Origin of the sequence: Burkholderia sp. SCN-KJ, from assembly GCF_024656005.1 — a bacterium.
Lineage (GTDB): Bacteria > Pseudomonadota > Gammaproteobacteria > Burkholderiales > Burkholderiaceae > Burkholderia.
In genome coordinates this window covers 252,308-274,898 of record NZ_JANKOG010000003.1, presented here as the reverse complement: position 1 = coordinate 274,898, position 22,591 = coordinate 252,308, and the positions used below count along the sequence as shown (strand labels likewise).

The window sequence follows — 22,591 nt, the reverse complement described above, 5'->3', positions numbered from 1 at the left end:
CTTCTTTTTTCGAATGCCGGTCGGATCGACGATAGCGTCAACCGATTCGATGAAAGGAGCACAACCATGAAACTGCTCGGCATGATCAAGCTGGTCCTGTGGAGTTTCTTCGGCGTACGCAACAGCAAGGCGCACGCGGCCGATCTCGCGAACGTCAACTACACGTTGCTGCCGTTCGTGGCGATTGTGCTCGCGCTGCTGGTCGGCGCAGTCATCTACGGCGTCGTGCATCTGGTTGTCGATCCGACCGCGACGATGCAGGGGTTCTGAGCGGTGGGTGAACCGGCAGCGGGCCGTCATTCCCGCTCCGGTTTTCGCTCGTTCGACCGGCGCGTGACTGCACCGGTTGTCGAGGTCGCCGCGCGCGATGCGCATCGCGATCGCATCGCCACCGCTGTCGCACCATTCGAAGCGTATTTCCCCCATCCCGCCGTTCCCGTCTCCCGTTCCACCCGATTCCACGGCCTTCAGCCCCGCCCGGGGTAAAATGCGCGCCACGCCGCGATGTCGCGCGCGACGGGCATGCCGCCGTTCCGACGAACTGCGTACGCAACTGCCCGGCGCCCGCAACCGGGGCGTTCGAAGCGTCCCCCGCATGACAAGACCGCGCGACGCGGCCGGCCGCCCGACATGCTCGCGATCCAGGGATCGGCGGCTGCGTCGGTGGCCGGCGCGTCACCGTCATCCGATGTCCCATCCTGCGCATTCCCGATCGATCGGCACGCATGCTGCCCGATCGTCCGATTCGTCTGGTGAATATCGTGTCGACGTTCGTTTCCGGCGTCCGCCGGGACCGTCGCGGGTTCTTGCGTGAAGCGCGCTTCGCAGCTGCGTAACGCGTTTCGAAGGTTTCGACAGGGTCGAGTGGCGAGTTTTCCATCCAGAACAATGACGGTGAATAGAACAACAGCGTCGCCCGCACGGCGGCGGCGCGCGAAGGCCGGGCTTGGCGTCGGTCTCGGTATCACGCTTTTCGCGGCGCAGGCCGCCGCGGCACCGGGCGACGCGCCGGCGCCCGACGCCGGTGCGACCGGCGGCGCGACGCTGCCGGCGATCACGGTCAGCGGCGAGCGCGGCGGCGCGTTTCGCGTGCGCGAGGCGTCGGTCGCTGGGCTCGACGATGCGCCGCTGCGCGACACGCCGGCCTCCGTCAACGTCGTCACGCGGGCGCTGATCGACGACCAGCAGGCGAAGCGGCTGAGCGACGTCGTGCGCAACGATGCGTCGGTCGTCAACGACTATGCACCGGTCGGCTACTTCGAAGGCTTCGCGATCCGCGGCTTTCCGGTCGATCTCGCGAGCGCGATCCGGATCGACGGACTGACGGTGTCCGGCGAGCAGAACGTGCCGCTCGAGAACAAGGAGCGCGTCGAGATCCTGAAGGGGCTGGCCGGCATCGACAGCGGCGTGGTCGCGCCGGGCGGTGTGATCAACTTCGTGACGAAGCGCTCGGCGAACGTCGCAAGCGTGACGGGCGGCGTCGACAGCCGCGGCTCGACGTCGGCGGCCGTCGATCTCGGTCGCCGCTTCGGCCCCGACAATCAGTTCGGTTTCCGGATCAACGCCGCGAAGGAAAACATGCACTCCTATATCGACGGCACCAACGGGCGGCGTACGTTCGGCTCGCTCGCCGCCGACTGGGACATCAGCCCGCGCGCGAGCCTGCAGTTCAACGCGGAATTCCAGCAGTGGATCCAGCGTTCCGCGCCGGGCTACCAGCTGCTCGGCGGCACCGTCGTGCCGTCGGTCAAGACGACGTCGAAGGCGCTCGGCACGCAGCCGTGGGCGAAGCCGGTGACGACCGATGCGCTGAACCTGAATGCGCGCTTCGACTACCAGTTCAACGACGACTGGAAGGCCTACGTCGCCGCGGGCCGCAGCCGCACGATGATCGACGACAACAGCGCGTTCGCGTACGGCTGCTATTACGCGGCGAGCTGCGCGGCCGGCACGACGTCGCCGTTCTTCTTCGGCGCGAACGGCGACTACGACGTGTACGACTTCCGCAGCCCGGGCGAATACCGCCGCAACGACGACCTGCGCGCGGTCACGACCGGCAAGTTCGCGACAGGCCCGCTGCGGCACGAGCTGACGCTCGGCGTGAGCGTGCAGCGCCGCGTCGTGAGCATGGCCGATGCCGTGTACGACTACGTGGGCAGCGAGAACATCTACGGACCCGACGTGACCTTCTCGCCGTCGCCGAATTCGCCGGGGCCGTCGTATCCGCGCCTCGACGCGTGGCAGTACGGCGTGTTCGGGCTCGACCGCATCAGCATCGGCGAGCACTGGCAGGTGCTCGCGGGCGGCAAGGAAGTGCTGCTGCGGCAGCGCAGCTGGAGCAGCCTCGACGGCGACGCGACGCACACCGACCGCTCGGTGTTCCTGCCGCAGGTCGCGCTCGTCTACAAGCCGGTGAACGTGCTGTCGCTGTACGCGTCGTACAGCAAGGCGCTGTCGCTCGGCGACCAGGCGCCGGTGCGCGCGACCAACGCGTATGCGTTCCTGCCGCCGGTCGAATCGCATCAGTTCGAGCTCGGCGCGAAATACGACTGGCTCGACCGGCTGAGCCTCACGGCCGCCGTGTTCTCGATCAGCAAGCCGTTCCAGTTCGCCGACCCCGATGCGTCGGGCGCGAGCTATACGTTCGTGCAGCGCGGCACGCAGCGCCACCAGGGGATCGAGCTCGGCGCGGCCGGGCGCGTGACCGAGCGGCTCGGGCTGACGGCCAGCGTCGCGGCGATTCGCGCGCGCGCATACGATTCGGGTTCGCCGGCGTACGAAGGGCACCAGATCATCAACGTGCCGGCGCTGCGCGCGTCGCTGTATGCGGATTACGCGGTGCCGGGCGTCGCCGGTCTGAACGTGCTCGGCGGCGTCGAGTACAGCGCGGGCCGCAACGCGAACGAAGAGGGCACCGCGCGCGTGCCGTCGTGGTTCGTGTTCAATCTCGGCGCGCGCTATACGACGAAGATCGCGGGCCATCGCACCGTGCTGCGCGTGTCGGTGGACAACCTGTTCAACAAGTTCTACTGGCGCGACGCGGGCGAGCAGCAGGGCGACGCGTACCTGTTCCCGGGCGCGCCGCGCACCGCGCGCGTATCGTTGACCTATGATTTCTGATCGTCCGGACCCGGCCGCGTGATGCGTGGCCCCGGCAGCCAACCAGGAGAGCACAGACGATGTCCCCACTCGAAATCGCCGGCGTGATCGTCAGCGCGCTCGCGATCAGGCTGACCGCGAAGCGGCGCATGCTGTGCTGGCCGGTCGGGCTTGCGTCGGTCGCGCTGTACGGCTGGATCTTCTTCGACGCGAAGCTGTATTCCGACATGCTGCTGCAGGGCGCGTTCGCGGTGCTGCAGGTGTACGGCTGGCGCCGCTGGATCGCGCAGCGTACGCTCGATGTGGGCGGCGGCGCGGCGCCGCAAGGCGACGTCGCGCCCGTCACCGGCGTGCGGCCGCGGCAGATGCTGCCGGACCTGATCGCGGCCGTCGTCGGCAGCGCGCTGCTCGGCGGGATGATGGCGCGCTGGACCGATGCGGCGCTGCCGTTCGTCGATGCGTCGCTGACCGCGTTCAGCCTCGTCGCGCAATACTGGACCGCGCGGCGCTATATCGCGTCGTGGGGGCTGTGGATCGTCGTGAACGTCGTGTACGTCGGGATGTTCGTGTTCAAGGCGCTGTATCTGACGGCCGGACTCTACGCGCTGTTCATCGCGCTCGCCGTCGTCGGCTGGCGCGACTGGAGCCGGACGGCGAACGCGCTGCGCGCGACGGCGAGCCCGGCGGGCTGATCCAAGGGCTGATTCAACTACGGAGCGACGTCGTTCATGTCATTTCCACTCGAGCCGGACGCGCCTGCATCGCGTGACGTCGCCGACATGCGGGACGTCGCGCCGCCGCAATTCGGCGTCGACGGCGAGCAGGCCGAACGCGACTGGCCGCTGATGACGCACGACGAAGTCGCGGGCGTGCTTGCGCGGATCGATGGCGTCGGCGCGCCGGCGCGGCTTACGTGGCACAGCCCGCGGCCGTTCTCGGCGGCGGTGCTGGTGCACACGACCGACGCGCGCGCGCTGTTCGTCAAGCGTCATCACGCGAGCCTGCGCGACGTGGCCGGGCTCGAGGAGGAGCATCGCTTCATCGCGCATCTGCGCGATCGCGGTGTGCCGGTCGCGGACGTGCTCGCCGGTCGCGACGGCGCGACCGCGTTCGCATCCGGCGACTGGACCTATGAAGTGCACGTGGTGGCGCCGGGCGTGGACGCGTATCGCGGCGTGATGTCGTGGCAGCCGTTCATGCATCCTTCGCATGCGTACGCGGCAGGCCGCGCGCTGGCCGAACTGCATCGCGCGTCGGCCGGCTACGATGCGCCGGCGCGGCCCGTGCGCACGCTGCTGTCGAGTTTCCGGGTGCTGTCGTCCGCCGATCTTCCCGGTGCGCTCGAACGCTGGGTCGATGCGCAGCCGCTGCTGCTGCGCGCGCTCGGCACGCGCGACTGGCGCGGCGATGTCGCAGACGCGATCGGCCCGTACCACGCGCGCCTCGTGCCGCTGCTGCCCGCGCTGGCGCCGCTGTGGACGCACGGCGACTGGCATGCGTCGAATCTGCTGTGGACGGACGCCGCGCCCGGCGCGCAGGTGCGGACGGTGCTCGATTTCGGCTTGTCGGATCGCACCTGCGCCGTCATGGATCTCGCGCTCGCGATCGAACGCAACGCGATCGACTGGATGGCGCCGGCCGATGCACGTCGCGTCGAGCATGAACAGATCGGCGCGCTGCTCGACGGCTACGAATCGCTCGAACCGCTGAGCGACGACGCGTATGCGGCGCTGGTCGCGATGCTGCCGATCGTGCATACCGAATTCGCGCTGTCGGAAGTCGCGTATTTCGGCTGCATCGTCAATGCTCCGGAAATCGTCGATGTTGCGTACGACGGTTATCTGATCGGTCATGCGCGATGGTTCGGCGAACGCGACGGACGGCAGTTGCTCGACTGGCTGGTGCAACGCCGGCGTGCGAAGCGGGGCAGCTTGTAAAGCTGCGTGGCGGACACTGTCCAGCCGGCAGTGTCGTCTGCCCGAACTTCACCTTCCTGCGGTGCTGCGATCGCACCGCACGGCACGGCCGCACGTTCGCCGCGATCCGGCGGCGCGCGGCACGCTGCCGGCGAGCGCCGGGCAGCATCCACCCCTGACTTGCATCAGCGGGTCGCGAGGCTGTCGTGATTGTCGGCCTGCGGCGCCTTCTCGCCGGCATGCACCGAAAGCCCGTGAAGTTCCTTGTTGCGCGCGACGATCTCGCTGGTCGGCGGGTACTGCGTCTTGCTCGTCGGCACGACGCCGTCGTGCTGCGCCTGCTTGAGTTCGTCGATGACTTCCGCGCGGGTCTTGCCCTGCGTTTGAGTGTGCGTTTGCGCGAAGGCGGCTTGCGAGGCGACGCCGAGCGACAGCGTGGCGGTGACGAACAGGGCTGCGAGTCTTGCCGTTTTCATGGAGCTCTCCTTGGTGAGGTCGCCGGGTGGCGATCCATGAGCCCAGTATGCGTAAGCCGCCGAACGTGACCGTGATCGGCAGATGAAAAATGCGTCAGATTGCGGGGCGGGGCGGGGCGTGACGTGCGGGCCCGGCCGACATGATGCAATCGTCATGTTCGGGTCATGCATGCGATGAGCGGGAAGCGGAGCATGTCGCCTGCCGACGGCCGAAGCCGGAACCGTCGGATCGCCCGCGCCGAAGGCCGCGCGCGATGCGGTGCCCACCGGCCTGATGCCCGGCGAACAGATCGACCATGCGGGGCATCGATGCGGCAATCCGAACTTCTACGTGAAGACGCATCCGTGCCTGTTCCCGAAGCGCAACGTCACGCCTCGATGCAGTCATATCCCCGCGCCACATGCACAGCTGTCGACTATAGTTATGCACGAACAGCACCCATCCACGTCGAAGGCGGGCAAATGATCGATCACGTTTACATCTCAGTCACCGACATCGAGAAGTCGCTGATCTTCTACTCCGAAGCCTTGAAGCCACTCGGCTGGAGCGTATTCGGCAACTACGACTCCGCGAATGGCCCGGCGAGCGTCCCCGATCTCTACGGCATCGGCGACGATGTGTACGGCAAGGGAGAGGGAGTTGGATCAAGCATCTGGCTACGCAAACGTCAGCCAGGCGAGACCGGGCTTTACCTGGGGATCGTCTGCGATACGAATGAACTCGTCGACGCTGCCTACGCAGCCGCAATCAAGGCCGGCGGCATCGATGAGGGAAGACCGGCGGATCGTACCTACTTCGCCCCCGGTTACTACGCCGCCAACGTCGCCGACCTCGACGGCAACCGTCTCGAGTTCGTACACAAGGCGTGGAACCCCAAGCGACGCGCATAGCCATCCAATGGATGCACGGGTGTCGTCGCGGTTCGTGTCGCTTTGAACGATCCCGCACCGGATAGATGGCTGCTTCGCGAACGTGCGGTTGGCCGAACCGGATCGGCAAGCCACGTCCACGGAATTCCGCAAAGAAGAAAAAAAGCCCGGCACTCGCAGTGTCCGGGCCCAACGCGTGATCGTGCCGTGCGACAGCGATACGCTTGCGTGGTTCGCAACGGGCATCACCCGTCACGCATTCGATGGTAGCGACACGATCCATCGCGAACCTGATCGGAAGATGAAATTTTCGTCACGCGCGTATCGGTGTGCGGTCGATATTCCGATCAGAAGCAATGGCGCAGCCCGAGATTGACGATCCCTTGCGTAGCCGTAGGCGCCGATGCGGGTGCTGCGACCCCCGGCATCGACCGGCGATTGAACACCTTGAAGCGGGCGTGTCGGCACGCCCGCTTCGGCTCACAGCTGCGCGAGCGCCTGGTCGAGGTCGGCGAGCAGGTCGTCGATGTGCTCGATGCCGATCGACAGCCGCACCGTTTCCTCCTTCACGCCGGCCTTCGCGAGCTCGGCCGGCGACAGCTGGCGGTGCGTCGTCGAGGCCGGATGCGTCGCGAGCGATTTCGTGTCGCCGATGTTGACGAGCCGCGTGAACAGCTTCAGCGCGTCCTGGAACTTCGCGCCGCCGTCGCGCCCGCCCTTCACGCCGAACGTCAGGATGCCGGGCGCGCGGCCCGACAGGTAGCGCGCGACGAGCGCATGATCGGGATGATCGGGCAGCCCCGCGTAGTTCACCCATTCGACGTGTTCATGGCGCGCGAGATGCTGCGCGATCTTCAGCGCGTTGTCGCTGATGCGCTCGATGCGCAGCGCGAGCGTCTCGATGCCTTGCAGGATCTGGAACGCGTTGAACGGCGAGATCGCCGCGCCCATGTTGCGCAGCGGCACGACGCGCGCGCGGCCGATATAGGCAGCCGGCCCGAACGCTTCGGTGTAGACGACACCGTGATAGCTGACGTCGGGCTCGTTGAGCCGCTTGAAACGGTCCGCGTGCTGTGCCCACGGGAACTTGCCCGAATCGACGATCGCGCCGCCGAGGCTCGTGCCGTGGCCGCCGAGATACTTCGTCAGCGAGTGCACGACGATGTCCGCGCCGTGTTCGAACGGACGCAGCAGGTACGGCGACGGCACCGTGTTGTCGACGATCAGCGGGACACCGTGCCGATGCGCGATTTCCGCGAGCGCGGCGATGTCGGTCACGTTGCCGAGCGGATTGCCGACCGATTCCGCGAAGATCGCCTTCGTGCGCGCGTCGATCAGCGGTTCGAACGACGCGGGGTCGCGCGGATCGGCGAAGCGCGTCGTGATGCCGTACTGCGGCAGCGTATGCGCGAACAGGTTGTAGGTACCGCCGTACAGCGAACTGGCGGACACGATGTTGTCGCCGGCTTCCGCGATCGTCTGGATCGCGTACGTGACGGCCGCCTGGCCCGACGCCAGCGCCAGCGCGCCGATGCCGCCCTCGAGCGCGGCGATCCGCTGTTCGAGCACGTCGGTCGTCGGGTTCATGATCCGCGTGTAGATGTTGCCCTGGACCTTCAGGTCGAACAGGTCTGCGCCGTGCTGCGTGTCGTCGAATGCGTACGCAACGGTCTGGTAGATCGGCACCGCGACCGCGCGCGTGGTCGGGTCGGGTCGATAGCCGCCGTGCACGGCGATGGTTTCGAGGCGCCAGTTCGAAGAGGCCTGATCGGTCATGAGTGCTCCATCTGTTGTTGTCGTGGTCGAGCGATTATAGGAGCAGGTGCGCTGCCGTCCTTAGAACGAATGGTTTGTTGCTTATGGGGCCGCCGCGCATGAAATGCGCTTTTCCTCGGACGAAGGGTGCGCGACGGACCAGGATCAGGGGAACGTCGGTGCGTGAGGTGACGGCGGCGCGCGGCCGCCCGGCCTTCGCCCGCGCGCCGCGCTATCCTTTCACGCACACCACCTGACGCAGCGTGTGCACCACTTCGACGAGGCTGCGCTGCGCCGCCATCACCGCATCGATGTCCTTGTAGGCCATCGGGATCTCGTCGACGACACCCGCGTCCTTCCGGCATTCGACGCCGCGCGTCGCCTTGACCTGGTCGTCGACCGTGAAGCGGCGCTTCGCTTCGGTCCGGCTCATCGCGCGGCCGGCGCCGTGGCTGCACGAACAGAAGCTCTCCGGATTGCCGAGCCCGCGCACGATGAAGCTTTTCGCGCCCATCGAGCCCGGAATGATGCCGAGCTGTCCCTTCTGCGCGGACACCGCGCCCTTGCGCGTCACGAGCACGTCCTCGCCGAAGTGGCGTTCGCGCTGCACGTAGTTGTGGTGGCAGTTCACCGCGTGCTCGTCGACCGCGAACGGTTTCGCGATCACGCCGCGCGCCGCGCCGATCACCGCGTCCATCATCGCCTGCCGGTTGCGGCGCGCGTAGTCCTGCGCCCAGCCGACCGCTTCGACGTAATCGTCGAAGTGCCGGCTGCCCTCGGTGAAATACGCGAGGTTGCGATCCGGCAGGTTCGCGATGTGCTGCCGCATGTCGGCCTGCGCGAGTTCGATGAACAGGCTGCCGATCGCGTTGCCGACGCCGCGCGAGCCGCTGTGCAGCATGAACCACACGCGATCCGCTTCGTCGATGCACACCTCGATGAAGTGGTTGCCCGTGCCGAGCGTGCCCAGATGCGCATAGTGGTTCGTCTTTTCCAGCTTCGGATACTTGCCGACGATCCGCTGAAAGCCCGGCAGCAGCGACTTCCACGACTCAGTCACGGCGGCCGGCGTGCGATCGCCCCATGCGCCGGGATCGCGGCGCCCCGGCGCGCGGCCGTGCGGCACCGCGCGTTCGATCGCGCTGCGCAGCCCGCCGAGTGCGTCCGGCAGGTCCGCCGCCGTGAGCGTCGTGCGCGCGGCCATCATCCCGCAGCCGATGTCGACGCCGACCGCGGCCGGGATGATCGCGCCCTTCGTCGGGATCACGCTGCCGATCGTCGAGCCCTTGCCGAGGTGGACGTCCGGCATCACCGCGACGTGCTTGAAGATGAACGGCATCTGCGCGGTGTTGCGCAATTGCGTGCGCGCATCGTCCTCGACCGCGACGCCTTGCGTCCACATCTTCACCGGCTTGCCGTTCGCCAGTTCCATCACCTGAAAATCATCGTTACTCATTTGCTTCACCTTCGATCGCCCCTTCAGTCGTGCGGCGCAAGCTCTTCAAAGCATGATGCTTCCATCTATTCTTGTCTTTTTCTTCACTGGCTGCCGGCCGACGTGCGTTGGCCGAATCGGGGTACGACGCGACCGGGTCGGACTCGATTCGCGGAGTGCTCGCTGTGCGGTAGCCGCGCGTGAACGATGTTCCACCATTCACGCGTGGCAGACCGCAATGATCTCCGCACTCGCCGCATCGTCGAACGGCGCGCCTTGCCAGTCGCCGTACCAGTGCGCCGACGAGAAGCCGGCGGCCGCGACACGCGCCTGCAGGTCGGGTTGCGCGATGAAGCGCAGCCGGCTCGCGTTCGTCACCTGCGTATCGTCACGGTGAAAGTGGTAGACCGAGTCGAACGACACGATCGGACCGTCGACCGCGGTCACCGCATGATGGAGTTCGACGCTGCCGGATTCGGGTGAATCGATGCGGGTGGCCGACGCCGCCGGAGTCCAGCCGAGCCACGGCTCGACACGCGGATTGCGGGTCTCGAACAGGAAGCGCCCGCCGTCGGCCAGCACGCGCCGCACGCCGCACAGCGTCGCGTCGATCTCCGCGTCGGTCAGCAGGCACTGGAACGCGTGCCCGGTCATCACGACGGCATCGAACGGCGCGCCGGGCGGCAGGCCGCCGAGATCGCACGCGAGCCAGCGCACCGCGCCGGCGCCCGGCTGGCGTCGCGCATGGTCGATCATCGCGGGTGCGGGGTCGATCGCGACGACGTCGTGTCCGGCCGCCGCAAGCCGGCGCGCGAACGTGCCGGTGCCGCAGCCGAGATCGAGAATCCGTTGCCGCGCGGTGCCGAGGCGCGATGCGTAGAACGCGAAGTCGCAATCCCCCGCGTTGAACCGGTCGTAGACCGCGACGAGACGCGGATCGGCATAGAGGATTTCGCCGGCAGCCGCCGCGTCGGACGTCACGCGAAACCCGCGTCAGCGCTGCTGCACGGCGACGCGCAGCCCGAGCGCGATGAAGATCGAGCCGATGATTTTTCCCTGCCAGCGCGTGAGCCACGCAAGCCGCTTCACGACGCGGCCGAGCGGACGGATCGAGCATGCGATCAGCGTCGTATAGAGCGAGCTGAGCACGACGAAGATCAGCCCGAGCACCGCGAACTGCACGAACGTCGAGCCGCGTTCCGGATGCACGAACTGCGGCATGAACGCGAGGAAGAACAGCGCGGTCTTCGGATTCAGCACTTCGGCGGGAATCGCCTGCAGGTACGCCGTCAGCGGCGTGACGGGCGGCACCTTCGGCAGCGACGGATCGGACGGCCCGTCGAGCAGCGCGCGCACGCCGAGGTAGATGAGGTAAGCCGCGCCGACCAGCTTCACGACGTTGAACGCGAGCGCCGACGTCATCAGCAGCGCCGACAGCCCGACGGCAGCGAACAGCGTATGCACGAAGTCGCCGCTCGCGACGCCGAGGCCGGTCAGGATGCCGGTCTTGCGGCCGCCCTGCACGGTGCGGCTCAGCACGAGCAGCACGGCGGGGCCGGGGATCAGGAACAGGCCCAGGACGACGGCGGTGAAGGTGGCCAGCGTGGTCAGGTCGAACATGGCGGCTCCGGCAAGGTTGGCGAGGCGGCGGGGGGATCGACGCATTGTATTCGGATCGGCACGCGTCTGCCGATGCCGGCCGGGAGCCGCGCGGCCGCGCCGGCGCCTTTCTGGTATAAGCACGAAAGGCCGCGCGGGCACGCCGTCCGGCCGCTTTCGACACCATCGCTCCATGCGCGACCTGCCACCCGTTACCGACCCCGCTGCCGATGCCGACGTCTATCACGTTCCGCGTCCGCTCGTCGTGTTCGGCGGCTCGGTCGTCGAGCCCGAATGGCGGCTCGAACGGCACAGCCATCCGCAGGCGCAACTGCTGTACACGCTGAGCGGCGTCATCTATTGCGAGATCGACGGCGGCGTGTGGAGCGCGCCGCCGCAATGCACGGTGTGGATTCCGGGCGGCGTCACGCATTCGGCGCGCGGTTCGGCCGGCGCGACGTTCTACGCGGTGCTGGTCGAGCCCGATGCGGCGCCCGGCCTGCCGGCGCGCTGCTGCACGCTGGGCATGTCGCCGCTGTTGCGCGAACTGCTGCTGAAGGCCGCGAGCTTCCCGAGCCTGTACGACGTCGACGGTCCGCAGGGGCGGCTGATGGCGACGCTGCTCGACGAACTCGTGGCGGCGCCGGTCGAGGACCTGTATCTGCCGATGCCGGCCGACCGCCGGCTGCGCAGGCTGATCGATCACCTGCTCGACGACCCGGCCGACAAGTCGCCGCTGCCCGAACTCGCGCGCCGCGCCGGCGTCAGCGAGCGCAGCCTCACGCGGCTCGCCGCGAAGGAACTCGGCATGAGCCTCGGCGACTGGCGCCGGCGGCTGCACGTCGCGCTGTCGCTGCGGATGCTGACGGCGGGCCGCCGCGTGCACCAGATCGCGATCGACCTCGGCTACGAGAGCGCGAGCAGCTTCGTGACGATGTTCCGCAAGGCGACCGGCAAGTCGCCGACCCAATACCTGACCGACCGGCAGCGCTGACCGTGCCGTGCTGAGCCGTGCCGGATCGGCACGCGCGCGCTTGGCCGGATCGAACAAGCGGTTGGCCGGCACGAGAAATGACGGGACGGGCGTCGATCTCTAGCATGAGAATCATTCTCATCTGGAGGCCGACATGCAGATCGTCACGACTGAATTCCCGTTGGTGTGGTTGCGTTACGCGCGTTCGCCGTCGAGCGATCCCGCGCACTTGCTGGCCGAACTCGACGCGTTGCTCGCGCGCCGCGAACGTTTCGTGTTCCTGACCGATGATGCGCCGTCCGGCGACGATCGCGATGCGCAGGATCACGAGATGCGCAAGCAGCTCGCGAAATGGAGCAAGGCGAATCGCGCGCAATCGCGCGAATGGATTCCCGCGATGATCGCGGTCGAGCCCGACGCGCAGCGGCGCGCTGCGCTCGATGCGTTCTCGGCCGCGTTCGAGAAGGTCTGGGGTTATCCGTTGAACGCGGCGGCGAATCGTGACGAGGCGCTCGCGCTGGCACGGCAGCTGCTCGCCGCGCCGGCCCGCGCGGCCGCGGCCACGCGCGACTGAACCGGTCGCCGCGCCGGCGGCGCGGCTCGCTCACTGACAGGCATGCGCCGCGTCGCGTTCGCGCACGATGCCGTATTCCGCGGGAGTTTCCGGTGGACAATCCGATTCGCGCGATGCGCATCTTCACGCGCATCGTCGAGATGAACAGCTTTACGCGCGCGGCAGTCGAGTTGCACGCCGGCGAACTCGGGTGCATCCAGCGCAACCGCGTCGTACTGGAATTCGAACCGTTCGCTGGCACGTGTCTGTCGACTGTGCAGAAGACCGAGTTTTCGGGGAGCGGGCAGCCCGTCCCAGTCTGCATAGACGGAGATGGTCGTCATTTCCTGGTCGCCCCTCCGTGTCGCTTGCCCACGGGTTTCAGCAATGCGGTCAGATCCGCGGCGGTCGTGCCGCGATTCTCGTCAGGCACTGCGTGACCGGATGCCGTCGTCGTTGTTCCGTCGGCTTGGGCGGTGGGGGAAACGCTCGCGCGAGCGCGCTTGCCGGACGTGTGCAGCGCTGCCGCGGCCGGTGTCGAAGCCACTTGCTTCGAGCGCCGCGGCGTGGCGAGTCGGGCGTCCTGAAGCTGGCGGCCGAGCGGGTCCGCGGCGGCCAGCTTTTCCAGATCGCCCTGGAGCCCGAGCGTCTGCATGACGGAAAGATAGGCCCCCATCGTTACCCCCGAACTGCCCGCCTCGAGTGAGCGAAGCGTCATCGGCGACATGCCCGCGCGTTCCGCGACCTGCTTGGCCGTCAGCTTTCGGCGCAGGCGCGCCAACTTCAGCCGCTCGCCGAAGTCGACGAGCAGCCGACTGGATGCCGGCAAGAGCGGGGCAGTCTTCTTGGCCATGGTCGGAGCTAATATTTCAGCGCTTTTTGTCGAATAACGCCAAAATAATAGCACTTTGGCTTGAGGCAAGCGGCATCCCGATAGTGTCTCATGGGTCAAAGTGTAAATATTTTGGCGTTTTTTATGAAAAATAGCCGAAATATTGGCATCGTGCCGACCGGCCGGTTCAACGCCGCATGCGGTTTGCGCGGGACGTCCGGTGCCTCCTCGCCCTGCAGCGTGCGTCAGCGCCTTCCGCCCGCCTCCCGTCACCCACCCAGCTCCCCCGCCACAAAATCCACGAACGCCCGTATCCGCGCGGACATCTGATGCCGCTGCGCATACACCGCGTAGATATCCGCGCTCGGCGTTTCGTAGTCGGGCAGCACGACGACGAGGCGCCCGTCGGCCAGAAAGTCGCGGATATCCCACTCGGCGCGCATCAGGATGCCGTGCCCGTCGAGCGCCCACTTCACCGCGATCTCGCCGTCGTTCGTCGTCAGGTTGCCGTTGATCCGCACGGCTTCCGTGTTGCGCGCCGCGCCGCGTCCGCTCGTCAGCCGCCAGATCCCGTAGCCTTCGTCGCCTTGCCGGATGCCGATGCAGTTGTGCCGCGTCAGCTCGTGCGGCGTGCCCGGCGTGCCGTGCCGCGCGAGATACGCGGGCGCTGCGCACAGCAGCCGGCGGTTCGGCGCGAGCCGTCGCGCGACGACGCGCGTGTCGGGCGGCTCGCCGAAGCGGATGCAGACGTCGAACGCGTCGTCGGTGAGCGGCGGCGGCATCACCGACAGTTGCAACTGCACCGATACCTCCGGAAAACGCGCGACGAAGCGCGAGATCGCCGGGCCGACGTGGCTGCGCCCGAAACCGAGCGTCGCGTTCACGCGCAGGAGCCCCTTCGGCCGCTGCTGCGCGCTGCCGAGCAGTTCGCCCAGTTCGTCCATCTGATCGAGGATCCGGCGCGCGTAGTCGAGATACACGTCGCCCTCGGGCGTCAGCATCATGCGCCGCGTCGTGCGGTTGACGAGCGTCACGCCCGCGCGCCGCTCCATCTGCGTGAGCCGCTTGCTGACGGCCGCCGCGGTCAGCCCGAGCTCGCGCGCAGCCGCGCTCAGGCTGCCCGCCGCGGCCAGCGTCGAGAAGAAGCCGAGATCGGCCGGCTGGACGGTATCCGCCATGACGGGATTCATGAATTGAAGTTAAAGATGCTTTGAGTATAGCCCCGGTTTCTGCACTTCCAGTTCGGTAAAGTGCGTTCACGCTCACGATCAATCGAGGATGTCAGCATGAAGACCTACCGTATCGCGACCATTCCCGGCGACGGCATCGGCAAGGAAGTGGTGCCTGCGGCCAAGCAGGTGCTGGAAGCGCTGGCCCGCGGCAGCGACCGCTTTGCGTTCGAGTTCGAGGATTTCGACTGGGGCGCCGATTACTACCGACTGCACGGCGCGATGATGCCGGCCGACGGTCTCGACGCGCTGCGCGGCAAGGACGCGATCCTGTTCGGCTCGGCGGGCGACCCCGACGTGCCCGACCACGTGACGCTGTGGGGCCTGCGCCTGAAGATCTGCCAGGGCTTCGACCAGTACGCGAACGTGCGGCCGACGCGCATCCTGCCCGGCATCGACGCGCCGCTGAAGCGCTGCGGGCCGGCCGACCTGAACTGGGTGATCGTGCGCGAGAACTCGGAGGGCGAATATGCGGGCGTCGGCGGCCGCGTGCACCAGGGGCATCCGATCGAGGCGGCGACCGACGTGTCGATCCTCACGCGTGCCGGCGTCGAACGCATCATGCGCTTCGCGTTCCGGCTCGCACAGTCGCGTCCGCGCAAGCTGCTGACCGTCATCACGAAGAGCAACGCGCAGCGTCACGCGATGGTGATGTGGGACGAGATCGCGAAGCAGGTCGCGCAGGAATTCCCCGACGTCACGTGGGACAAGGAACTCGTCGACGCCGCGACCGCACGCATGGTGAACCACCCGGCGTCGCTCGACACGATCGTCGCGACCAACCTGCACGCGGACATCCTCAGCGATCTCGCGGCCGCGCTCGCGGGCAGCCTCGGCATCGCGCCGACCGGCAACATCGATCCCGAGCGCCGCTATCCGTCGATGTTCGAGCCGATCCACGGCTCCGCGTTCGACATCATGGGCCGGGGCCTCGCGAATCCGGTCGGCACGTTCTGGTCGGTCGTGATGCTGCTCGAGCATCTCGGCGAGACGGCAGCAGCTGCGCGCGTGATGCAGGCGATCGAGGCCGTGACGGCCGACCCGTCGCTGCATACGCGCGACCTCGGCGGCAGCGCGACGACCGCGCAGGTGACGGCCGCCGTCTGCGAGCGCGTCGCGCACGCGGCGGTCGCCGCCTGACAGTAACGAGAACGGCGACGAGAACGGCGACGGCCGCGCGCGCAGCCGGCCGCCTTCCGTTCGCCGTACCCCGGATTTTTTGCCCGCGACTCGCGCATTCGACGCGAGCCGGGCGCCGGCGCGCACGCTTCGTCGTGATGCCGGCGGTACCCACCGAGCCTGCGCGGACAGCGCACATCTCGACCTCGAAGGAGGAGACACATGCAAGCGGATCTGGAAACCCGCGTCGCGCGGAAACTGATGTGGCGCATCATTCCGTTCGTGATGCTGCTTTACTTCGTCAGCTTTCTCGATCGCGTCAACGTCGGCTTCGCGGCGATGACGATGAACAAGGCGATCGGCCTGTCGCCGACCGCGTTCGGACTCGGCGGCGGCCTGTTCTTCATCGGCTACTTTCTGTTCGAAGTGCCGAGCAACCTGATTCTCCATCGCGTCGGCGCACGCATCTGGATCGCGCGCGTGATGATCACGTGGGGCATCGTGTCGGCGGTGTCCGCGTTCGCGGCCGGGCCGACGAGCTTCTACGTGCTGCGCTTCCTGCTCGGCATCGCGGAAGCCGGCTTCTTCCCCGGCATCATCCTGTACCTGAGCCTGTGGTTTCCCGCGAAGCAGCGCGCGGTGGCGGCCGCGTGGTTCATGGCGGCCGCGCCGATCTCGACCGCGATCGGCTCGCCGCTGTCGGGCGCGATCATGCAGTTGCCGCCGATGTTCGGGCTCGCCGACTGGCAGATGCTGTACATCGTCGAGGCGCTGCCCGCGGTCCTGCTCGGCTTCGTCGTGCTGAAGTGCCTGACCGATGCGCCGTCGAAGGCCGCGTGGCTGCAGCCGGACGAGCGCGACTGGCTGGTCGCGAAGCTGAAGTCGGAGGCCGATGCGCGGCACACGCATGCCGGGCACACGGCCGGCGCGTGGCAGGCGCTGCGCGACCCGCGCGTGCTGGCGCTCGCGCTGATCTACTTCGGCACGTCGGCGGGGCTCTATACGCTCGGCCTGTGGGCGCCGCTGATGGTCAGGCAGTTCGGCTTCACCGCGTGGCAGACGGGCCTGCTGACCGGCATCCCGAGCATCGCCGCGGTCGTTGCGATGATCGGGTGGGCGCGGCATTCGGATCGCACCGGCGAACGCACGTGGCACGTGGTGATGCCGTGCGTGCTGGCCTGCATCGGCTTCGTATTCGCGGGGCAGGCGGGCACCGCGCTCCTGACCGTGCTCGCGCTGGTCGTCGTCAACATCGGGATCAGCGCCGCGAAGGCGCCGCTGTGGGCGATGCCGAGCGCGTTCCTGTCCGGCGCCGGCGCGGCCGCGGGGATCGCGATGATCAACTCGATCGGCAACCTCGGCGGCTTCGTCGGGCCGTTCGCGATCGGCTGGCTCAAGCACGTGACGGGCGGGTATGCGGCCGGGCTGTACGTGGTGGCGGGCACGCTCGCGGTGTCGGCGGTCGTCACGCTCATGCTGAGCCGCAAGGGGGCGCGCGAGCAGGTCGTGGCGGGGGTGCGGCATCATCATTGACGGCGGGGCCTGCCGGACGCGGCGCGTGCACGGGCGCCGTGCGGCCGCTGCTACACTCGAGCGCACGGGCCGGCATTCGCGCCGCGCCCGATACGGAGACGACGAGCCGGATGGAACCGATCACCGACGCATTCGCGCGGCACTTCGCGCAGGACTGGATCGACGCATGGAACGCGCACGATCTCGACCGCATCCTGTCCCACTACGACGATGCCTTCGTCACGCATTCGCCGATGATCGTGCGGATCGCGGGCGAGCCGAGCGGATGCCTGCGCGGCAAGGACGCGGTGCGCGCGTACTGGGCGAAGGCGCTGGAACTCATTCCGGGCCTGCGGTTCGAGTTCATTTCGGTGCTGGCGGGCGTGGATAGCGTTGCCATTCACTATCGCGGCGCAAACGGACGCGGCGCGGTCGAGGTATTCCGCTTCGTTGCCGGTGGTCGCGTGAACGAGGCATTCGCCCACTATGCGGCGTGATGCGATAGCGGAAGGAAAGCAGGAAGGGGGAAGCAGGAAGCGGAGCAGCGGAGGGGAATGCAGCAGGCCGCGCATGCACCGATGCACATGCGGCCTGCCCGGCCGAAGCGCGTATCGGCTACGCGCCCCGGCGTCGAACGAAGCGACTTACTTGTCGTCGCCCTTGATCTGCGGCAGCGCCGACGCTTCACCCGGCGTCAGCAGGCCGACTTGCGAATACACGCGCAGCTTGTCGCGCGTATCGGTGATGTCGAGGTTGCGCATCGTCAGCTGGCCGATCCGGTCGCGCGGCGAGAACGTCGACGCCACCTTCTCCATCGACAGGCGTTCCGGCTGATACGTGAGGTTCGGCGACTTCGTGCTCAGGATCGAGTAGTCGTTGCCGCGGCGCAGTTCGATCTTCACTTCGCCGGTGATCGCGCGCGCGACCCAGCGCTGCGCCGTTTCGCGCAGCATGATCGCCTGCGGGTCGAACCAGCGGCCCTGGTACAGCAGGCGGCCGAGACGGCGGCCGTTCTCGCGGTACTGCTCGATCGTGTCTTCGTTGTGGATGCCGGTGACGAGACGCTCGTACGCGATGTACAGCAGCGCGAGGCCCGGGGCTTCGTAGATGCCGCGGCTCTTCGCCTCGATGATGCGGTTCTCGATCTGGTCGCTCATGCCGAGGCCGTGACGGCCGCCGATGCGGTTCGCCTCCAGCAGCAGCTCGACCTGGTCCTTGAACTCGACGCCGTTCAGCGCGACCGGCTGGCCGGCTTCGAAGCGCACCGTCACTTCCTCGGCGGCGATCTTCACGTCGTCGCGCCAGAACGCGACGCCCATGATCGGGTTCACGATCTTGATGCCGCTTTCGAGGCTTTCGAGGTCCTTCGCTTCGTGCGTCGCGCCGAGCAGGTTCGAGTCGGTCGAATACGCCTTCTCGGCCGACATCTTGTACGCGAAGCCGGCCTGGTTCATGAATTCGGACATTTCGGCACGGCCGCCGAGTTCGTCGATGAACGTCTGGTCGAGCCACGGCTTGTAGATCTTCAGGTCCGGGTTCACGAGCAGGCCGTAGCGGTAGAAACGCTCGATGTCGTTACCCTTGTACGTGCTGCCGTCGCCCCAGATGTTGACGCCGTCTTCCTTCATCGCGGCGACGAGCATCGTGCCCGTCACGGCGCGGCCGATCGGTGTCGTGTTGAAGTACGTGACGCCCGCGGTCGTGATGTGGAACGCGCCGCTTTGCAGCGCGGCGATGCCTTCGGCGACGAGCTGCGCGCGGCAGTCGATCAGGCGGGCGCCGGCTGCGCCGTATTCGATCGCGCGTTTCGGGATCGCGTCGTAATCGTCTTCGTCGGGCTGGCCGAGGTTCGCCGTGTATGCGTACGGGACGGCGCCCTTCAGTTTCATCCAGTGCAGCGCGGCGCTGGTGTCCAGGCCGCCGGAGAAGGCGATACCGACCTTCTGGCCGGTCGGGAGGCTTTCGAGAATCGTGCTCATAGGAATTACCGTGGATTGAAGCCGGTGGGATCGTATTTCGCGGAATATGCGAGTATCGGCTGTCCGGGAAGTTGGGGCAAGACCTGATTTTCGCGCCAATACGTCTTCGGGCCTGTCGCGACGGGCCTGACGGGCGGTTAACCGGCCGGAGAATCCGGCGCGAAACGGCCTCGGACGGCGGTCGAAACTGGCAAAGGCGCGCCGGCGCGCACCCCGATTGGCGGGGCCAGATCGGTCGGCCGGTGCGGCATCCGCGCTCAGGGACGCCGGGTCACCTTTTACGAAAGGCTAATGAAAGATGCCCTGACGCGCCCGGCGCCCGGCGTCCGTCGGCCTTCGAATCGTCAAACCTGCAGGTTCAGATATTCCATGCCTGCGCGGTATCGAGCAGTTTCTCGCGCAACTGATCCACTTCGCCGGCCAGCTTGGCCGTGATCGACACGTAGCCCGACAACTGCGCCGGCGGGGCGTCGTGCGGCGGCTCGGCCGGCCGGCGGCGCGGTGCGAGCCGGCTCGGCGTGCCGAACTTGAGCGCGCGGCTCGCGCCGACGAGCGTGTCGCGGATGCGCCGGTTCATCGCCTTCATCTCGATGCGCATGTATTCGCGCGCGGCGAGGTCGTCGCGGGCCGGCACCGTGCTCGACAGGATCTCCAGGTAGCCGATGCACAGGCGCAGGCCGCGCTGGATCGCCTCGAGCTGCGTGACCGGGATGTCGCATTCCTTCGACACCGACGGCATCAGCGAGCGCAGCTGCACCAGCAGCGCGCTCAGCGCGGCCATTTCCTTCAGGTGCGCGTCGTCGCTCACGTGGCGGTCGCCCGCGAGCCGCGCATGCACGGCCGCGCACGCGCGCAGCGCGTCGGCGAGCTTGTAGCGCCACGAGTAGGTCGCGTAGAGCGGCAGCGCGAACGAGAACGCCAGCGCGATCGCGATGCCGGTCAGCACGTTCACCGCGCGCCACAGGCCGTCGACGATCTCGTTGTCGCCGTGGCCGGCCACGATCACCATCGTGATCGCCGACAGCAGCGCGATGTAGCCGGCCTTGCCGATCGCGTGATACGCGCAGAGCCCGCACGCGATCGCCATCAGCAGGTAGATCGCGAGCGGCGCGTGCAGGAAGGAGTAGAGCAGGATCAGCCCGAGCCCCGCGAGCGCGCCGATCGACGTGCCGAGCGCGCGCTCGGCCGCCTTCTTGCGGATGTTGCCGTGGTGCTGCAGCCCGCCGACGACGATCAGCACGGTGATCGTCGACCATTCGCCGTGCGGCACGCGCAGGCCGGTGGACAAGGCGATCGACACGAGGATCGCGAGCGCGACGCGCGCCGCATGGATCAGCTTCGCGTGCCGGTAGCGGCGGTACGGGTCCAGCAGCGGACGGAGCGCGTGGCGCAGGAGCGGCGGGAATCGGGCAGGGAGCTGGGCGGTCATGACGGAGCGGGGGTGGCCGGCGGGTGGCCGGAATGCGCGGGCAGCCTGCGCGGGCGGGCCGGCGCGGCGCCGCACGCGCAGCTGACGTAACGCTAGCCGAACGCGCGCGGGCTGTCCACGGCGGCGCGGCGCGGGTGCCGCCGGCTGCCGCGTCACGCGTCGGCCGTATTCACCTCGGCGTTCGACACGCGATTGCGGCCGCCGGACTTCGCGTGGTACAGCGCCGCGTCGGCCTGCCGCAGCAGCGTCGCGGCGTTGACGCGCCCGCCGGCGCTGGTCGCGGCGCCGATGCTCGCCGTCACGTGCCCGTACGGGCTGCGGACGTGCGCGATATCGAGCCCCGCGATCGCACGGCGGATCGCTTCGGCGACGGTCGCCGCGCCCTGCGCATCGGTGTCGGGCAGCGTGACGACGAATTCCTCGCCGCCGTAGCGCGCGACGTGGTCGCTGTCGCGGCGCAGGCAGCGCGACGCGGATTGCGCGACGCGGCGCAGCACGTCGTCGCCGGCGAGGTGGCCGTAGTAGTCGTTGAACGCCTTGAAATGATCGACGTCGACGAACAGCACCGACAGCGGGCGGCCGCTGCGCGACGCGCGCTGCGCTTCCGTCGCGAGCACGGCATCGAACGTGCCGCGGTTGTCGAGCCCGGTCAGCGAATCGGTGTGCGCGAGCCGGTACAGATTCAACTTGGTGACCTGTCGGCGCTCGAGTTCGCGCGACAGCGCGAGCGAGCCCCCGACGATGAACACGGTAAACAGGCCCATCAGCACGGCGGTCCAGATCGCGCGATGGCGCCACGGCGCGTAGATGTCGATCTCGGCGGGCGCGACGTCGACGATCAGCGGCAGATTCGCGAGATGCTTGTAGACGTAGACGCGCCGCACGCCGTCGATCGCGCCGACGCCCGTCAACACGCCTTCGCTGTTGCGCTGCGCCTTGATGAAGAGTGGGGACTGGTGAAGGTCGAGGCCGACCACGCGCGGATCGTACGGCAGGCGCGAGACGAGCGCGCCGTTGTCCTCGACGATCGCCGCGCTGCCGTGCTTGCCGACCGCGAGCCCGTCGAGCAGCGCGCGGAAGTAGCCGATGTTGAGCGTGCCGACGACGATTCCGCCGAAACGGCCGTCGGCCAGCGTGATCCGGCGGCTGAGCGCGATCGTCAGCGCGCCGCCGCGCAGCCGGGACGCATAGGGCCGGCTGATGTAGAGGCCCTGCGCGCGCCGGTCGCGATGCACGGCGAAATACTCGCGGTCGGCGAAATTGCCTTGTCGCGGCGGCGATGCGGCCGAATCGATCACGATATTGCCGTGCGGATCCATCACGAAAATGGCGCCGAGATACGCGCCGGTCGCGGCGCGGTCGAACAGCAGCCGGTGGCGCTGGCGCGGCGGCAATGCCGTCAGTTCCGGATCGGCGAGCCCGTCGACGACGTTTTGCAGCGAAAGATCATACAGTTCGATATTGCGGGAAATATCGCGCTCGATCAGCAGCATCAGGTTGCGCGCATTTTCGACCGCATGGTCGTATGCGTCGTGGCGTGCCTCGATTAAAAGCGACGCCGAGAGTCCCCAGCTGAACAGCAGCAGCACGACGCCGGCGACGAGCACGCCGCGGGGCGACAGTATGCGTGCCACGGCCGTCGCGGTATGACGGCGCAGCGTAGCGAGCGGCGTGGGTGGCATCATCCTCGGGGCAGGCGGCGGATATTGCGTCGTCGACGATTCCGCGCTCTGATTAATTCGCATTAGTCGGCATTATCTCGCGAATTCCCGAATCTCGCCGCTCGATGCAAAACATGCATGCGCCAATTCGATT

Annotated in this window: 20 protein-coding genes; 10 read left to right on the top strand and 10 right to left on the bottom strand. The window is 67.8% G+C overall.

The annotated features are described in order from the left end of the window. Positions 1-66 precede the first annotated feature (66 nt). From NQV17_RS07075 to NQV17_RS07060, 4 genes are all read left to right on the top strand, one after another. On the top strand, positions 67-270 hold the full coding sequence (locus NQV17_RS07075) for a DUF2970 domain-containing protein (protein WP_021164122.1): 204 nt from the start codon (positions 67-69) through the stop codon (positions 268-270). Between the two features lie 618 nt (positions 271-888). Continuing rightward, positions 889-3,120, top strand: a complete 2,232-nt coding sequence (locus NQV17_RS07070; protein ID WP_257770838.1) for a TonB-dependent siderophore receptor — start codon at positions 889-891, stop codon at positions 3,118-3,120. 59 nt (positions 3,121-3,179) lie between these two features. Further along, positions 3,180-3,791, top strand: a complete 612-nt coding sequence (pnuC, locus tag NQV17_RS07065; RefSeq protein WP_257770836.1) for a nicotinamide riboside transporter PnuC — start codon at positions 3,180-3,182, stop codon at positions 3,789-3,791. Positions 3,792-3,827: 36 nt separating this feature from the next. Further along, positions 3,828-5,036, top strand: a complete 1,209-nt coding sequence (locus NQV17_RS07060; protein WP_257770834.1) for a phosphotransferase enzyme family protein — start codon at positions 3,828-3,830, stop codon at positions 5,034-5,036. Between the two features lie 164 nt (positions 5,037-5,200). Here NQV17_RS07060 and NQV17_RS07055 read toward each other — a convergent pair whose 3' ends face one another. Continuing rightward, the gene (locus tag NQV17_RS07055) at positions 5,201-5,491 is read right to left on the bottom strand and encodes a DUF4148 domain-containing protein (protein ID WP_257770832.1); all 291 of its coding nucleotides are present in this window, start codon (positions 5,489-5,491) and stop codon (positions 5,201-5,203) included. A 462-nt stretch (positions 5,492-5,953) separates the two neighbouring features. Between NQV17_RS07055 and NQV17_RS07050 the strand changes: the two genes are divergently transcribed. Then, entirely contained in the window at positions 5,954-6,382 is a 429-nt protein-coding gene (locus tag NQV17_RS07050) for a VOC family protein (RefSeq protein ID WP_257770830.1), read from the top strand. A gap of 459 nt (positions 6,383-6,841) precedes the next feature. Here the strand turns inward: NQV17_RS07050 and NQV17_RS07045 are convergent, their stop codons facing one another. The 4 genes from NQV17_RS07045 to NQV17_RS07030 form a co-directional block, all read right to left on the bottom strand. Then, complete coding sequence (locus NQV17_RS07045; protein ID WP_257770828.1) at positions 6,842-8,137, bottom strand: O-acetylhomoserine aminocarboxypropyltransferase/cysteine synthase family protein; 1,296 nt, start codon at positions 8,135-8,137, stop codon at positions 6,842-6,844. A gap of 211 nt (positions 8,138-8,348) precedes the next feature. Then, entirely contained in the window at positions 8,349-9,572 is a 1,224-nt protein-coding gene (locus tag NQV17_RS07040) for an RtcB family protein (protein WP_124488813.1), read from the bottom strand. A 198-nt stretch (positions 9,573-9,770) separates the two neighbouring features. After that, positions 9,771-10,532 carry a bifunctional 2-polyprenyl-6-hydroxyphenol methylase/3-demethylubiquinol 3-O-methyltransferase UbiG gene (locus NQV17_RS07035; protein WP_257770825.1) on the bottom strand — a complete coding sequence of 254 codons (762 nt, stop codon included), beginning with the start codon at positions 10,530-10,532 and terminating at the stop codon, positions 9,771-9,773. A gap of 12 nt (positions 10,533-10,544) precedes the next feature. Beyond that, on the bottom strand, positions 10,545-11,171 hold the full coding sequence (locus NQV17_RS07030; RefSeq protein WP_044848096.1) for a LysE family translocator: 627 nt from the start codon (positions 11,169-11,171) through the stop codon (positions 10,545-10,547). A gap of 172 nt (positions 11,172-11,343) precedes the next feature. Here NQV17_RS07030 and NQV17_RS07025 point away from each other — a divergent pair, with 172 nt between their 5' ends. Both NQV17_RS07025 and NQV17_RS07020 read left to right on the top strand, forming a co-directional pair. Then, positions 11,344-12,144 carry a helix-turn-helix domain-containing protein gene (locus NQV17_RS07025; RefSeq protein WP_124528898.1) on the top strand — a complete coding sequence of 267 codons (801 nt, stop codon included), beginning with the start codon at positions 11,344-11,346 and terminating at the stop codon, positions 12,142-12,144. Between the two features lie 133 nt (positions 12,145-12,277). Continuing rightward, entirely contained in the window at positions 12,278-12,697 is a 420-nt protein-coding gene (locus NQV17_RS07020; protein WP_124528896.1) for an ATP--cob(I)alamin adenosyltransferase, read from the top strand. A gap of 319 nt (positions 12,698-13,016) precedes the next feature. Here NQV17_RS07020 and NQV17_RS07015 read toward each other — a convergent pair whose 3' ends face one another. Together NQV17_RS07015 and NQV17_RS07010 are read right to left on the bottom strand one after the other, a co-directional pair. Continuing rightward, positions 13,017-13,529, bottom strand: coding sequence for a helix-turn-helix domain-containing protein (locus tag NQV17_RS07015; protein ID WP_257770818.1), 513 nt, complete (start codon positions 13,527-13,529; stop codon positions 13,017-13,019). Positions 13,530-13,777: 248 nt separating this feature from the next. Then, positions 13,778-14,686 carry a LysR substrate-binding domain-containing protein gene (locus tag NQV17_RS07010; RefSeq protein ID WP_257770816.1) on the bottom strand — a complete coding sequence of 303 codons (909 nt, stop codon included), beginning with the start codon at positions 14,684-14,686 and terminating at the stop codon, positions 13,778-13,780. Between the two features lie 108 nt (positions 14,687-14,794). Here NQV17_RS07010 and NQV17_RS07005 point away from each other — a divergent pair, with 108 nt between their 5' ends. The 3 genes from NQV17_RS07005 to NQV17_RS06995 all read left to right on the top strand — a co-directional run bounded on the left by NQV17_RS07005 (position 14,795) and on the right by NQV17_RS06995 (position 17,865). Then, the gene (locus tag NQV17_RS07005; RefSeq protein ID WP_257770814.1) at positions 14,795-15,877 is read left to right on the top strand and encodes a tartrate dehydrogenase; all 1,083 of its coding nucleotides are present in this window, start codon (positions 14,795-14,797) and stop codon (positions 15,875-15,877) included. Positions 15,878-16,078: 201 nt separating this feature from the next. Beyond that, the gene (locus NQV17_RS07000) at positions 16,079-17,389 is read left to right on the top strand and encodes an MFS transporter (RefSeq protein WP_257770812.1); all 1,311 of its coding nucleotides are present in this window, start codon (positions 16,079-16,081) and stop codon (positions 17,387-17,389) included. A 110-nt stretch (positions 17,390-17,499) separates the two neighbouring features. Next, positions 17,500-17,865, top strand: a complete 366-nt coding sequence (locus tag NQV17_RS06995) for a nuclear transport factor 2 family protein (RefSeq protein WP_257770810.1) — start codon at positions 17,500-17,502, stop codon at positions 17,863-17,865. 147 nt (positions 17,866-18,012) lie between these two features. Here the strand turns inward: NQV17_RS06995 and argG are convergent, their stop codons facing one another. The 3 genes from argG to NQV17_RS06980 all read right to left on the bottom strand — a co-directional run bounded on the left by argG (position 18,013) and on the right by NQV17_RS06980 (position 22,461). Then, positions 18,013-19,347 (bottom strand): argininosuccinate synthase, encoded by a 1,335-nt coding sequence (argG, locus tag NQV17_RS06990; RefSeq protein ID WP_044848086.1) that lies wholly within the window; start codon positions 19,345-19,347, stop codon positions 18,013-18,015. A gap of 358 nt (positions 19,348-19,705) precedes the next feature. Further along, positions 19,706-20,776: an FUSC family protein gene (locus tag NQV17_RS06985; RefSeq protein ID WP_257770807.1), complete on the bottom strand. Its 1,071-nt coding sequence runs from the start codon at positions 20,774-20,776 to the stop codon at positions 19,706-19,708. A gap of 152 nt (positions 20,777-20,928) precedes the next feature. Then, a complete protein-coding gene (locus NQV17_RS06980; RefSeq protein WP_374692681.1) occupies positions 20,929-22,461 on the bottom strand; it encodes a diguanylate cyclase in 1,533 nt (510 codons plus the stop codon). Positions 22,462-22,591 lie beyond the last annotated feature (130 nt).